This is a genomic window from Citrobacter sp. GW821-FHT07H02 (assembly GCF_059418505.1).
The window spans coordinates 1-13,644 of record NZ_JBWKPZ010000002.1 but is presented as its reverse complement, the minus strand read 5'-3'; the positions used below and the strand labels follow the sequence as shown (position 1 = coordinate 13,644).

The following is a 13,644-nucleotide window of genomic DNA, read 5'->3' as shown; positions in this document are numbered from 1 at the left end:
ATTTAACGCCGCCAGCGTCGCAGCAGGCGGCTACGCATCCCGGTATCAAAGCGCCAGATATGATCGAAAATACGCATGATACCGGGCTTTCCATGTTCTGACATCGCCACCGCATGAAAGCGATGTTGATGCACCCGTTGTAACTCTCCCACTTTACTCACTACATCGTCTGGCAGCCGCTGAGCGATGAAATCGGAAATCACCACCGCATCTGCGTCAAACCATTCCCTGCCTTGCATGCGCTCAATAATGGCGCGAAAACAACTGGCAATATCCGTACCGCCACGAAAACTCTGGCTCAAAAAACGAATAGCCTGCTCAATGCCTTCCCGGCCAGACAACTCGTAGCGCACCACTTCGGTGGAAAACAACATGATGAAGCAGCGACGGTTATCGGCGAGCGCAATACGCATTAGCGCCAGACAGAATGCCTTGGCGCACTGCTCATTAAACCCGCCCATTGAACCGGAGGTATCTACACAGACGATAAACGGGCCGCGGGGTTGTTCGTCGAAATCCTGATGCACCACCGGACGTTCAGTGATTTTCTCGCGCCATGCTTCACCGTGCAGTCGATAGGTGAGCAACTGTTTTTCCACCAGTCGCCGGTAGAACTCATATTCCAGTTCGGTGATGCCGAGCGTTGCCAGTTCTGGCGGGAGTAAGCGCAGGATGTCGTCGCTTTGCTGTATGCCGTCCACCTGCTCTGGCACCGTGGCGGGTTCGCGAACCAGTGTGCGGAACGTTTCCATCGGCGCATCTTTGCGCGGCACGGATTTGGCTTCCCGCGATCGGCCTAATTGTTCCGCCAGTTTTTTGAGCTCGGGCTGTTCAGTCAGAAAATCGCCGTACTTAACAATTAACTGATAATCCCCGCGTTTGAGCTGACCTGCGCTCATGTCCCACAGGCGACCCGCTGCGGTGTCGTTTTCCGCCAGTACTGGTTCCAGTTGTCCACTCAGCGTCAAGCGTTCCTGGACTTCACTCAGCAATTGTTCGCGTTCTTCCTCCAGCATCTGCTGGTTTAGGCTGGTGGCCTGAACCACGAGGCTCAAACGCCAGCGTTGTAGAAAAAGGGTGTGCAAAGAGGGGGTAAAGACGCTATTGCTGTCCACCAGCTGTTGCGCCTGTCCGGCGTAGGGCGAGTGTAACCGGTGCAGCAGCGCTAATATTTGCGGGAGCTGTACAATAAATTGCGGTGTAGAGAGAAGCTGGCTTTGCTGATAGCTCATCACCTCTTCCGTCAATTCAGGGGGAACAAGCGTTTCCTTAATTCGGCTGCGTAGCGCTTCGCGCCAGCGCGGCAAATCATCAGTAATCGCATTTTTTAACCGGGGGTATCGTTCAAAAAATACCGCCAGTTTTGGCGATGCAAGCAGCGCGAGGATCATCTCTTCGATGATCCACTCTTCGCTGACAGCCAGCATGATATTGAGCATATCAAGGGTTAGCATTGCAGTGCCTGACGAATTTGAGTGCCTACATCCTGCAGACTGGCTTCGATACGACCTAACCAGTCGCTATGGATAAAGAGACATTTTTGTTGTTCGCTAAACAGGTTGTGCTGCTGGTGCCAGTCATTGTCCAGCGCTTCCAGCTGTTGTTTGATTTCGCTGGGCATATTGTCTTCGGATAAACCTGGAAGTGCCAGGCGAGTGCCCTGCAAGCTGACATCGCGAACAACCAAATGCTGGGAGCTGTCGACTTCCATATTCAGCGTTTGGGCAAAACCGATCCCATTAAGTTTGCCCCGGATCTCCCCGCCTTTCGAAAGCCATAGCTCCAGGGCGCCACGATCAAACGTAATATGGATCACTTCCATATCGTGCAGCTTCAACGGTTTTTGCAGAAGCAGTGTCAGGGTGGTGGCACTGACGTCTGGCGGCAAATCGTAATGCGGACGACGGCTGAACATGCCCCCCAGACGCACAACGGTGAACGCGGTTTGGTCACTTTGCTGTTGTTGTATCTGAATACGGCGTTGAGTGATGCCCCCCAGTCGAGTCAGCATCGCCTGCTGCTGCCAGGCGTGACTGGTCATCAATATTTCCAACTGTTGCTGCATCAGATTCAGGCTTTGTACGTCGTACCACAGGCAATCCTTCAGCAGAATCAGGTCGATAGGCGCGACGGCTTCGCGGCCGCTGAAGAAGGCACTGGCCTGTAACAGGCGAATGGCTTTTTTCCAGCGTCGGTCCGAGACATAGGGCGCATTTGGCAGCGCATCAAGCTGTTGGCGCAGGGTAAAAATCAGTTCAAATACGTGATCGGGCAACGAAATAGTGCCAATGGTTTTTTGCCATTGGTTATATTCGTCATCGGTGACCTGTAGCGTGGCCGGAACGGGGTTTTCGCTTTCATCCAGCTGGCTTATCAGCATTGAGCGGAAATTGGCTTTGTCCTGCACTTTATCCAGCCACAGGCGGATCAGCATACGGTCATATAGCGCTTCAAGACTGCTGTCTGCTTCCGGCAGTTCGTTTGATGCTGCCACCAGCAGGCGCATGGGGATTTTTTCTTCGTACGCGCCGTTGCGAAAATGACGTTCGTTGATGGCCGTCAGCAATGTATTGAGGATTGCCGGACCGGCTTTCCATATTTCGTCCAGAAAGACGATTTCAGCTTCGGGCAGATATCCGGCGGTTAATCGCTCATAGCGCCCTTCATCTTTTAAGGCCTGAATGGAGAGTGGGCCAAAGACTTCTTCGGGCGTGGAAAAACGGGTCATCAGATATTCAAAGGCTCTGGCGTGCTGAAAAGCATATTTGAGTCGACGGGCAATCAGGCTTTTGGCAATACCAGGGGGGCCGAGTAAAAAAACGCTCTCTCCGCTCAACGCGGCCAACAGACACAAGCGTACGGCATGGCTGCGTTCATAAAGTCCCTTTTCCAAAGCACTGCTCAGACGGGAAATTCTTTCCGCTAATAAATGTGGGTGAGCCATAATAGAGTGGCGTCCTTTCATCAGTTGTACCATGTAAACAGCGAGTATAGACGTTTCGCTCCAGGGGCATTAATAGACTGAAGTGCTGTTTCATTTTCTTTGCGCCAGATTAATCTGCCGCAATTTAGGGGTACGATTTTGCGATTAATCGTGCATACTTGCGCTTTTTTGTGGGCCAAGGGACTACGCACACATTTCATATATAAACGAAAGACTAGTCTATGAGCACTGATAATAAGCAATCATTGTCTGCGATTACCCTCGCGGCGATTGGGGTTGTCTATGGTGATATTGGCACCAGCCCGCTATATACGCTTCGCGAATGTTTGTCCGGTCAGTTCGGCTTTGGCGTTGAGCGCGACGCTGTGTTTGGCTTTCTGTCGCTGATTTTTTGGCTGTTGATTTTTGTTGTCTCCATCAAGTATTTGACGTTTGTCATGCGTGCAGATAACGCCGGTGAAGGCGGGATCCTGACACTCATGTCGCTAGCCGGGCGGAATACATCGGCAAGAACAACTTCCGCGTTGGTCATTATCGGACTGATCGGGGGGAGTTTTTTCTATGGTGAAGTGGTGATCACTCCAGCAATCTCGGTCATGTCGGCGATTGAAGGTTTGGAAATCATTGCGCCGCAGCTCGATACCTGGATTGTCCCGCTTTCTATTATCGTCCTCACCCTGCTGTTTATGATTCAGAAGCATGGTACCGGGATGGTGGGTAAGCTGTTTGCACCAATCATGCTGATTTGGTTCCTGGTGCTTGCCGGGCTGGGTGTGCGCAGCATTATCGCCAACCCAGAAGTGTTACAAGCTTTAAATCCGCTGTGGGCTGTGCATTTCTTTCTGGAATTTAAAACTCTATCCTTTATCGCATTAGGCGCTGTGGTGCTGTCTATTACCGGTGTTGAAGCGCTGTACGCCGATATGGGCCATTTTGGCAAGCTGCCTATCCGCCTGGCGTGGTTCTCCGTGGTATTGCCTTCGCTGGTGCTGAACTATTTCGGTCAGGGGGCGTTGTTGCTCAAACACCCGGAAGCCATCAAAAACCCGTTCTTCCTGTTGGCGCCGGATTGGGCGTTGATTCCGCTGCTGATTCTCGCCGCACTGGCGACGGTTATCGCTTCGCAGGCCGTCATCTCTGGCGTTTTCTCTCTGACGCGCCAGGCTGTACGCCTTGGCTATTTGTCGCCAATGCGCATCATCCACACTTCAGAGATGGAGTCGGGTCAGATCTACATTCCTTTTGTAAACTGGATGCTCTACGTCGCTGTGGTGATTGTGATTATCAGCTTCGAGCACTCCAGCAATCTGGCGGCGGCGTACGGTATTGCGGTGACGGGAACAATGGTATTGACGTCAATCCTCTCGACCACCGTTGCTCGTAAAAACTGGCACTGGAACAAATACTTCGTCGCGCTGATTCTGGTGGCGTTCCTGTGCATTGATATTCCGCTGTTCTCGGCGAACCTCGATAAACTGCTTTCAGGCGGTTGGTTGCCATTAACCCTGGGTCTGGTGATGTTTACTATTATGACGACCTGGAAAAGTGAGCGTTTCCGTCTGCTGCGTCGCATGCATGAGCACGGTAACTCTCTGGAAGCGATGATCGCCTCACTGGAGAAATCACCGCCGGTCCGTGTGCCAGGCACCGCGGTGTATATGTCGCGGGCACTGAACGTTATTCCGTTTGCCTTGATGCATAACCTCAAACATAACAAGGTACTGCATGAGCGGGTGATCCTGCTGACGCTGCGTACGGAAGATGCGCCTTACGTGCACAACGTGCGTCGTGTGCAGATTGAGCAACTGTCGCCAACCTTCTGGCGTGTGGTGGCCAGTTACGGCTGGCGCGAAACGCCGAACGTTGAGGAAGTTTTCCATCGCTGCGGTCTGGAAGGGTTAAGCTGCCGAATGATGGAAACCTCTTTCTTTATGTCACACGAATCGTTAATCGTCGGAAAACGCCCGTGGTATCTCCGTTTGCGCGGCAAACTGTATCTGCTGTTGCAGCGTAATGCGCTACGCGCGCCGGATCAGTTTGAGATCCCGCCTAACCGGGTTATTGAACTGGGTACCCAGGTCGAGATTTAAACCTCACAACGCCCTCTTTTATGATGAAAGGGGGCGTTTTGTATATCCCTTCTCAGATTTTATTCTTCTCCATGACGCGGTTTGCGAAACGTTTCGATGCCGATCACATTTCAGTAACCTCAAGGTGGTTATCTGAGCATTATTGCGACTAAACTTATCGTCAGCGAAACGTTTCGCTAGTGGGGTAAGAAAATGAAGAAAGGCACGGTACTCAATTCTGAAATTTCATCGGTGATTTCCCGTCTGGGGCATACCGATACGCTGGTGGTGTGTGATGCGGGTTTACCCATTCCGGGCAGCACATCGCGTATTGATATGGCATTAACCCAGGGAGTGCCTTCGTTTATGCAGGTACTGGATGTCGTCACCCGTGAAATGCAGGTCGAGTCAGCTATTCTCGCGACGGAAATCAAACAACATAATCCGCAGCTCCACGAAACGTTGCTCAAACACATTGAGCAACTGCAACAACACCAGGGAAATACCATAGAAATTCGTTACACCACGCACGAACAATTCAAAAAACAAACCGCAGACAGTCAGGCGGTCATTCGCAGCGGAGAGTGTTCTCCGTACGCGAATATTATTCTCTGTGCTGGCGTCACGTTCTGAGGCCATCATGGACGCATTACTGCAACTCAAAGGGATCGATAAAGCGTTCCCGGGCGTAAAAGCGCTATCCGGCGCCGCGTTGAATGTTTATCCAGGTCGCGTCATGGCGCTGGTGGGCGAGAACGGCGCGGGCAAATCCACCATGATGAAAGTGTTAACCGGCATCTACTCACGTGATGCGGGTTCTTTATTGTGGTTGGGAAAAGAGACCACCTTTACCGGCCCTAAATCTTCTCAGGAAGCCGGGATCGGCATCATTCACCAGGAACTGAACCTGATCCCGCAACTCACTATCGCCGAGAATATTTTTCTGGGTCGTGAGTTTGTGAATCGCTTTGGCAAAATCGACTGGAAAAAGATGTATGCCGAAGCCGACGTCCTGCTCTCAAAGCTCAACCTGCGCTTTAAAAGCGACAGGCTGGTGGGCGAACTGTCGATTGGCGATCAGCAGATGGTGGAAATCGCCAAAGTGCTGAGCTTTGAATCCAGAGTCATCATTATGGATGAACCAACGGATGCGCTTACCGATACCGAAACGGAATCTCTGTTCCGCGTTATTCGCGAATTGAAGTCGCAGGGGCGCGGGATTGTCTATATTTCTCATCGTATGAAAGAGATCTTCGACATTTGCGATGACGTGACCGTTTTTCGTGACGGGCAATTTATTGCCGAGCGTGAAGTGGCCTCTTTGACCGAAGATTCACTCATCGAAATGATGGTCGGTCGTAAGCTTGAGGATCAATACCCGCGCCTGAATAACGCGCCGGGAGAAGTCCGCCTGAAAGTGGATAATCTGTGCGGTCCCGGCGTTAATGATGTTTCCTTTACGCTGCGCAAGGGCGAGATCCTGGGGATTTCGGGCTTGATGGGCGCCGGGCGTACCGAACTGATGAAGGTGCTGTATGGTGCGCTTCCTCGCACCAGTGGCTATGTCACTCTCGACGGTCATGAAGTGGTGGTGCGCTCACCGCAGGATGGCCTGGCGAACGGTATCGTCTACATTTCTGAAGACCGTAAGCGTGACGGCTTAGTGCTTGGTATGTCGGTGAAAGAGAACATGTCGTTGACCGCGTTAGGTTACTTCAGTCGTACTGGCGGTAGCCTTAAACACAAAGATGAACAACAGGCGGTCAGTGATTTCATCCGCCTGTTCAACGTGAAAACGCCGTCAATGGAACAGGCGATTGGCTTACTCTCCGGAGGAAACCAACAGAAGGTGGCGATTGCCCGCGGTTTAATGACGCGTCCAAAAGTGCTGATCCTCGATGAGCCGACCCGTGGCGTGGATGTGGGCGCTAAAAAAGAGATTTATCAGCTTATTAACCAGTTTAAGGCCGATGGGCTGAGCATCATTCTGGTCTCATCTGAGATGCCAGAAGTATTAGGCATGAGCGATCGCATCATCGTCATGCATGAAGGGCATCTCGGCGGTGAATTCACTCGCGAGCAGGCCACCCAGGAAGTATTAATGGCTGCCGCAGTGGGCAAGCTTAATCGCGTGAATCAGGAGTAAAAAAGATGACTACCCAGGCTGTTTCTGGTCGCCGTTATTTCACCAAAGCGTGGCTGATGGAGCAGAAGTCGCTCATAGCCCTGCTGGTGCTGATCGCGATTGTTTCCACGATGAGTCCTAACTTTTTTACCGTTAATAACCTGTTTAACATTCTTCAGCAAACCTCAGTCAACGCCATTATGGCGGTGGGGATGACGCTGGTCATTCTGACATCGGGTATCGATTTGTCTGTCGGTTCTCTGTTGGCGCTCACCGGTGCTGTTGCGGCGTCGATTGTCGGAATTGAAGTTAACGCGCTGGTGGCCGTTGCCGCGGCCCTGGCGTTAGGTGCCGCCATTGGCGCGGTGACCGGGGTAATTGTCGCGAAAGGTCGCGTTCAGGCGTTTATCGCCACGCTGGTGATGATGCTGCTGCTGCGTGGTGTCACGATGGTGTATACCAACGGTAGCCCGGTAAATACCGGATTTACGGATAATGCGGATCTGTTCGGCTGGTTCGGGATTGGTCGTCCGTTGGGCGTCCCAACGCCGGTCTGGATTATGGGGATTGTCTTCCTTGCGGCGTGGTACATGCTGCACCATACCCGCCTGGGTCGCTATATCTACGCGTTGGGCGGCAACGAAGCGGCAACGCGCTTGTCCGGTATCAGCGTCAGCAAAGTCAAAATTATCGTCTATTCATTATGTGGGCTACTGGCATCACTAGCGGGCATTATCGAAGTGGCTCGTCTTTCATCAGCGCAACCCACGGCAGGTACGGGATATGAGCTGGATGCCATCGCTGCAGTCGTTCTGGGCGGTACCAGCCTTGCTGGTGGCAAAGGACGTATTGTGGGGACATTGATCGGCGCACTGATCCTTGGCTTCCTTAATAATGGTTTGAATTTGTTAGGTGTTTCCTCCTATTACCAGATGATCGTCAAAGCGGTGGTGATTTTGCTGGCGGTACTGGTAGACAACAAAAAGCAGTAACAACGACTACAGGACATCTTAAATATGAATATGAAAAAACTGGCTACCCTGGTTTCTGCTGTTGCGCTTAGCGCCACCGTGAGCGCGATTGCGATGGCAAAAGACACCATTGCGTTGGTTATCTCCACTTTGAACAACCCGTTCTTTGTCACCCTGAAAGAGGGGGCTCAGAAAGAAGCCGATAAACTGGGCTATAACCTGGTGGTACTGGATTCGCAGAATAACCCGGCTAAAGAGCTGGCGAACGTGCAGGATTTAACGGTACGCGGCACCAAAATTCTGTTGATCAACCCAACCGATTCCGACGCGGTAGGTAACGCTGTGAAGATGGCGAATCAGGCCAAAATCCCGGTCATCACCCTGGACCGTGTAGCGTCTAAAGGCGAAGTGGTCAGCCATATCGCTTCAGATAACGTACTGGGCGGTAAGATTGCGGGTGATTACATCGCGAAGAAAGCGGGTGAAGGTGCGAAAGTTATTGAACTGCAGGGGATTGCGGGGACTTCTGCCGCGCGCGAGCGTGGTGAAGGCTTCCAGCAGGCCGTTGCTGCTCACAAATTCAATGTGCTTGCCAGCCAGCCTGCTGACTTTGACCGTACCAAAGGTCTGAACGTGATGCAGAACCTGCTGACCGCGCATCCGGATGTACAGGCCGTATTTGCTCAGAACGACGAAATGGCGCTCGGTGCGCTGCGCGCTCTGCAAACCGCAGGTAAATCTGATGTGATGGTGGTTGGATTTGACGGCACGCCGGATGGCGAAAAAGCAGTAAATGATGGCAAACTGGCTGCGACCATTGCTCAGTTGCCGGATCAAATCGGTGCTAAAGGTGTTGAGACCGCTGATAAAGTGCTGAAAGGTGAGAAGGTTCAGGCTAAATATCCGGTTGACCTGAAGCTGGTCATCAAGCAGTAATAAGCGATTCAGGCAGTTTACTGCCTGATGGCGACATAAATACGCCATCCTCAGAAGGTACAAACATTCTGAAGATGAAAGCGTAAAAAGAAAAGCAGGGCACGCGCCACCCTAATACGGTGGCGCACTTTACTGGACATACCCAACATGAAAACCGCAGGCAACCTCGTTGTTCTTGGCAGCATTAATGCCGATCACATCCTTAATCTAAAATCCTTTCCAACCCCAGGCGAAACCGTAACAGGGAACCACTATCAGGTGGCGTTTGGTGGAAAAGGCGCCAATCAGGCGGTTGCTGCGGGCCGTAGTGGTGCAAATATTGCGTTTATTGCCTGTACGGGCGATGACGATATTGGCGAAAGCGTTCGCAAACAGCTAGCCAGCGACAATATCGATATCACGCCAATTAGCGTGATCAAGGATGAAGCTACTGGTGTGGCGCTGATTTTCGTCAATGGTGAAGGTGAAAACGTTATTGGCATCCATGCTGGTGCAAATGCGGCGCTGTCGCCCGAGCTGGTGGAAGCGCAACACGAGCGAATTGCCCAAGCCTCTGCATTATTGATGCAGCTGGAGTCTCCCATTGAAAGCGTGTTGGCGGCGGCCAAAATTGCCCATCAGCATAAAACCACGGTGGCGCTTAACCCGGCGCCTGCCCGTGAACTTTCAGACGAACTGCTGGCGCTGGTGGACATTATTACGCCGAACGAAACGGAAGCTGAGAAGCTGACCGGTATTCGGGTGGAAAACGATGTAGATGCGGCGAAGGCTGCTCAGGCGTTGCATGCCAAAGGTATTCATACCGTATTGATAACATTAGGAAGCCGTGGCGTCTGGGCCAGTGTGGATGGAGAAGGTCAGCGGGTTCCTGGTTTTAAAGTCGACGCTGTTGACACGATTGCAGCCGGAGATACCTTTAACGGCGCACTGATTACCGCGTTACTGGAAGAGACTCCGTTGCCTGAAGCCATTCGCTTTGCGCATGCCGCTGCAGCCATTGCGGTAACGCGTAAAGGTGCGCAGCCCTCTGTTCCGTGGCGCGAAGAGATTGAGGCGTTTTTGGGTCAGCAGAGGTAACGCTTGGCTACAATGAAGGATGTTGCCCGCCTGGCGGGCGTTTCTACTTCGACAGTCTCTCACGTAATTAATAAGGATCGCTTTGTTAGCGAGACCATTACCGGGAAAGTCGAAGCAGCAATTAAAGAATTAAACTACGCGCCTTCTGCCCTGGCGCGTAGCCTGAAGTTAAATCAGACCCGCACGATAGGTATGCTGATCACCGCCAGTACCAACCCTTTTTATTCAGAACTTGTTCGCGGCGTTGAGCGTAGCTGCTTTGAGCGGGGCTATAGCCTGGTGTTATGCAATACCGAAGGCGATGAGCAACGTATGAACCGTAATCTGGAAACGCTGATGCAAAAGCGGGTCGATGGTTTACTGCTGCTTTGTACCGAAACACATCAACCCTCCAGGGATATCATGCAGCGCTACCCTTCCATTCCGACAGTCATGATGGACTGGTCCCCCTTTGATGGTGAAGGCGAAAGCGATCTAATTCAGGATAACTCGCTGTTAGGCGGGGATTTAGCGACGCAGTACCTGATCGATAAAGGCTTTACACGTATCGCGTGTATTACCGGGCCGTTGGATAAAACGCCGGCGCGTTTGCGACTGGAAGGCTACCGGGCGGCGATGAACCGTGCCGGACTGGCTATCCCGGAAGGTTACGAGATCACCGGTGATTTTGAGTTTGGCGGTGGGTTTGAAGCGATGCAAACACTACTGTCACATCAGGAACGACCGCAAGCGGTCTTCACGGGTAATGATGCAATGGCCGTTGGTGCTTATCAGGCGTTATATCAGGCTGGATTGCGTATTCCACAGGATATGGCGGTGATTGGTTATGACGACATTGAACTGGCGCGTTATATGACGCCACCGCTCACCACGATTCATCAAGCCAAAGATGAGTTGGGCGAACTGGCCATCGATGTGTTAATTCATCGTATGGCTCAGCCCGCATTGCAACAGCAGCGTTTGCAGCTTACTCCGGTTTTGATGGCGCGGGGGTCGGTTTAGACGTATGCCGCTCTTTGATCAGATTGCGACCGTCTTTGGTTTTTAGCAGCATGAACATGAGTGCGGATACCACGGTAATCGCGCCCATCGTCATAAAGGTATAATGGAACTGCTCAACCGTGTTGGTGCCTTCCATTCCTTCATAAATGCGCAGCACGGCGGCGCTGATAGCGACGCCTAAACTGATCGACAGTTGTTGTGTGACAGCCAGTACGCTATTCCCGCTACTGGCATTGTCATCGGTCAGGTCGGCAAGCGTGATAGTGTTCATGGCGGTAAACTGGGTAGACATCGCCATCCCCAGCACAAACAGCGGCAGAATCAGCATCCACACTGGCATCGCGGGGGATTGCAGAGAAAACTGAGCAATCATCAGGCCGATAAATACGGTAATACCGACCAGTGTTTTCCGGTATCCAAGGCGACGCAGCACCTGCGTAACGGTAGATTTAGCCAGAATGGACCCCAACGCCGTCGGCGCCATCATACAACCGGCAATCAGCGCCGGATAACCGAACCCCACCTGCAGCATGAGCGGCATTAAGAAAGGAACACAGCCTGTACCCAGGCGCGTTGCGAGATTTCCTGCAATACCGACAGAAAAGGTTCGCGTTTTGAAAATAGGTAGGGCGATTAAAGGAGTAGGGTGGCGGCGAGCATGACGGATATACGTCAGTAGCAATACAACACTGCAGGCAATAATGCTCAGCGCGATCCAGCTTGCGACAATCTTCTCGCCAAACAACTCCATTCCGCTGGAAAATAACACCAGGCTCAAGCCAAAAAGAAAGAAACCGGTCATATCGAAGCGGCGACGTGGCGTCGTAAAGTTAGGCATGTATTTGCGTGCATACAAAATACCGGCCACGCCAATAGGAATATTAATCAGGAAGATCCAGTGCCAGCTTGCCCAGGTTACCAGTACTCCCCCCAGCACGGGACCGAGGATTGGACCGACCAGGCCTGGCATCGTAACAAAGTTGAGTACCGGGAGCAGTTCACTGCGAGGATATGCCCGCAATAATGCCAGACGGGCGACCGGCATCATCATTGCGCCGCCGATCCCTTGTATCACGCGAAAAATGACTAATTCGGTTAACGATCCCGAAAGCGCGCATGCCAGAGAGCCTATCGTAAATAAACTGACGGCAATCATAAAAATGCGGCGGGTGCCAAAACGGTCTGCCAACCATCCACTCACCGGAATCAACATTGCGACTGTTAGGGTGTAGCTGATAATGGCAGACTGCATCGCCAGCGGGGAACGGTTAAGGCTCTGCGCAATGGCGGGGAGGGCAGTATTAAGGATTGTGGCATCCAGGGCCTGCATAAAAAAGGCCATGGCTGCTATCCACGGCAACCCAGCCATACTGCGCGCTTTTTTTTCTGACATTCAGTATCTCGTTATTTGTCTGGTTGCTCGTTTGGCGCAATGAGTAATGCCTGACAAGCCTTAAAGGCGAGATCGCCATCGCTTTTTTCTATCGCATCGACAATGGCCTGGTGCAAATCAAGCTTCACCACGTCGTTATAGGTAATAGAGGTAAAGTAGGTGTGGTAGACAGAATGGAATAAGGTCGCAAAAGAGATAAGAAAGGGATTAGCACTCATCTTATAGATGTGCTCATGCCAGGCCATATCGACTTCAACCCAGCGCTCACGCTTAAAGTTCTTTTTCAGCGCGACCATCTCTTCCATTAATGCGTTCAGATATGCCTTCTGTTCAGCTGTACCTATCGTTGCTGCCAGTAAACATGCCTGAGGCTCCAGGCTAATGCGCATCACCAGAAAATGTTCGATGACCTGATGGACGTTTTCTTCTGTCATCCACCAGGTGAGCAACTCCTGATCGAGAAAATTCCAGTTCGCCTGCGGCATCACCCGCGTACCAATTCGCGGACGTGGTAAAACCATGCCTTTGGCGGTTAACGTTTTCACGGCTTCACGCACTGCGGTACGACTTACGCCAAATTGTGAACCTAACTCTATTTCACCGGGCAGAATGGTGCCGGGGGCGTATTCACCTTTTAATATCCGCTGCGCCAGCTTTTCGGCCAGAACATAGGAAAGATTTTTCTGTGCGGCTAACTGTTGTGCGCTTAAAGGCATGAATGGTCTTCCTTTCTCGAATTCTCACTCTTTAGTATGCCACCAGGAAGTGTGATTGCGGCTGCAAAAACGACAATTTGCTTATTTTGTGGCATCTTAATGGCCATTTTGGTGAAAAAAGAGACAGTCAGAAAGTTATTTTAAATTTCCGCTTGTCAGCCTGAAATAACTCCCTATAATGCGCCTCCACTGACACGGAACAACGGCACGCAAGCCGCCGGGTCAGCGGGGTTCCACTGAGAACGCCGGCAGAGAAAGCAAAAATAAATGCTTGACTCTGTAGCGGGATGGCGTAATATGCACACCCCGCGCCGCTGAGAAAAAGCGAAGCGGCACTGCTCTTTAACAATTTATCAGACAATCTGTGTGGGCACTCGAAGATACGGATTCTTAACGTCGCAAGACGAAAAA

At 51.8% G+C, this 13,644-nt stretch carries 12 protein-coding genes; 7 read left to right on the top strand and 5 right to left on the bottom strand.

Features of this window, described 5'->3' with window-relative positions; all coding sequences use genetic code 11:
* Nucleotides 1–2: 2 nt before the first annotated feature.
* Both viaA and ravA read right to left on the bottom strand, forming a co-directional pair.
* Nucleotides 3–1,454: an ATPase RavA stimulator ViaA gene (gene viaA, locus AC07NP_RS03200; protein ID WP_203359492.1), complete on the bottom strand. Its 1,452-nt coding sequence runs from the start codon at nt 1,452–1,454 to the stop codon at nt 3–5.
* Nucleotides 1,448–2,944: an ATPase RavA gene (ravA, locus tag AC07NP_RS03195; RefSeq protein WP_494659566.1), complete on the bottom strand. Its 1,497-nt coding sequence runs from the start codon at nt 2,942–2,944 to the stop codon at nt 1,448–1,450. The genes viaA and ravA overlap by 7 nt, the downstream gene beginning before the upstream one ends.
* A 221-nt stretch (nt 2,945–3,165) precedes the next feature.
* Between ravA and kup the strand changes: the two genes are divergently transcribed.
* From kup to rbsR, 7 genes are all read left to right on the top strand, one after another.
* Nucleotides 3,166–5,034: a low affinity potassium transporter Kup gene (kup, locus tag AC07NP_RS03190; protein ID WP_494659565.1), complete on the top strand. Its 1,869-nt coding sequence runs from the start codon at nt 3,166–3,168 to the stop codon at nt 5,032–5,034.
* Between the two features lie 192 nt (nt 5,035–5,226).
* A complete protein-coding gene (rbsD, locus tag AC07NP_RS03185) occupies nt 5,227–5,646 on the top strand; it encodes a D-ribose pyranase (RefSeq protein WP_192614005.1) in 420 nt (139 codons plus the stop codon).
* A gap of 7 nt (nt 5,647–5,653) precedes the next feature.
* Nucleotides 5,654–7,159, top strand: a complete 1,506-nt coding sequence (rbsA, locus tag AC07NP_RS03180; RefSeq protein WP_494659564.1) for a ribose ABC transporter ATP-binding protein RbsA — start codon at nt 5,654–5,656, stop codon at nt 7,157–7,159.
* Nucleotides 7,160–7,164: 5 nt separating this feature from the next.
* Nucleotides 7,165–8,130 (top strand): ribose ABC transporter permease, encoded by a 966-nt coding sequence (gene rbsC / locus AC07NP_RS03175; RefSeq protein ID WP_271445614.1) that lies wholly within the window; start codon nt 7,165–7,167, stop codon nt 8,128–8,130.
* 24 nt (nt 8,131–8,154) lie between these two features.
* Nucleotides 8,155–9,045, top strand: a complete 891-nt coding sequence (gene rbsB / locus AC07NP_RS03170; protein ID WP_494659563.1) for a ribose ABC transporter substrate-binding protein RbsB — start codon at nt 8,155–8,157, stop codon at nt 9,043–9,045.
* A gap of 147 nt (nt 9,046–9,192) precedes the next feature.
* Nucleotides 9,193–10,122, top strand: coding sequence for a ribokinase (gene rbsK, locus AC07NP_RS03165; protein ID WP_494659562.1), 930 nt, complete (start codon nt 9,193–9,195; stop codon nt 10,120–10,122).
* Between the two features lie 3 nt (nt 10,123–10,125).
* Nucleotides 10,126–11,124, top strand: coding sequence for a ribose operon transcriptional repressor RbsR (gene rbsR, locus AC07NP_RS03160; RefSeq protein WP_494659561.1), 999 nt, complete (start codon nt 10,126–10,128; stop codon nt 11,122–11,124).
* On the opposite strand, the gene mdtD is transcribed toward rbsR, so the two are convergent.
* The 3 genes from mdtD to AC07NP_RS03145 all read right to left on the bottom strand — a co-directional run.
* Nucleotides 11,090–12,517 (bottom strand): multidrug transporter subunit MdtD, encoded by a 1,428-nt coding sequence (mdtD, locus tag AC07NP_RS03155; RefSeq protein WP_494659560.1) that lies wholly within the window; start codon nt 12,515–12,517, stop codon nt 11,090–11,092. The two genes, rbsR and mdtD, sit on opposite strands and share 35 nt — an antisense overlap.
* A gap of 11 nt (nt 12,518–12,528) precedes the next feature.
* Nucleotides 12,529–13,233, bottom strand: coding sequence for a FadR/GntR family transcriptional regulator (locus AC07NP_RS03150; RefSeq protein WP_203359485.1), 705 nt, complete (start codon nt 13,231–13,233; stop codon nt 12,529–12,531).
* Between the two features lie 127 nt (nt 13,234–13,360).
* Nucleotides 13,361–13,644 (bottom strand): hypothetical protein (locus AC07NP_RS03145; protein WP_494659559.1); only part of this gene is annotated, 284 nt, incomplete at its 5' end.

What these genes read in the sequence shown, in the direction of transcription:
- viaA (WP_203359492.1), bottom strand. Translation starts at nt 1,454, where the DNA reads ATGCTAACCCTTGATATGCTCAATATCATGCTGGCTGTCAGCGAAGAG.
- ravA (WP_494659566.1), bottom strand. Translation starts at nt 2,944, where the DNA reads ATGGCTCACCCACATTTATTAGCGGAAAGAATTTCCCGTCTGAGCAGT.
- kup (WP_494659565.1), top strand. Translation starts at nt 3,166, where the DNA reads ATGAGCACTGATAATAAGCAATCATTGTCTGCGATTACCCTCGCGGCG.
- rbsD (WP_192614005.1), top strand. Translation starts at nt 5,227, where the DNA reads ATGAAGAAAGGCACGGTACTCAATTCTGAAATTTCATCGGTGATTTCC.
- rbsA (WP_494659564.1), top strand. Translation starts at nt 5,654, where the DNA reads ATGGACGCATTACTGCAACTCAAAGGGATCGATAAAGCGTTCCCGGGC.
- rbsC (WP_271445614.1), top strand. Translation starts at nt 7,165, where the DNA reads ATGACTACCCAGGCTGTTTCTGGTCGCCGTTATTTCACCAAAGCGTGG.
- rbsB (WP_494659563.1), top strand. Translation starts at nt 8,155, where the DNA reads ATGAATATGAAAAAACTGGCTACCCTGGTTTCTGCTGTTGCGCTTAGC.
- rbsK (WP_494659562.1), top strand. Translation starts at nt 9,193, where the DNA reads ATGAAAACCGCAGGCAACCTCGTTGTTCTTGGCAGCATTAATGCCGAT.
- mdtD (WP_494659560.1), bottom strand. Translation starts at nt 12,517, where the DNA reads ATGTCAGAAAAAAAAGCGCGCAGTATGGCTGGGTTGCCGTGGATAGCA.
- AC07NP_RS03150 (WP_203359485.1), bottom strand. Translation starts at nt 13,233, where the DNA reads ATGCCTTTAAGCGCACAACAGTTAGCCGCACAGAAAAATCTTTCCTAT.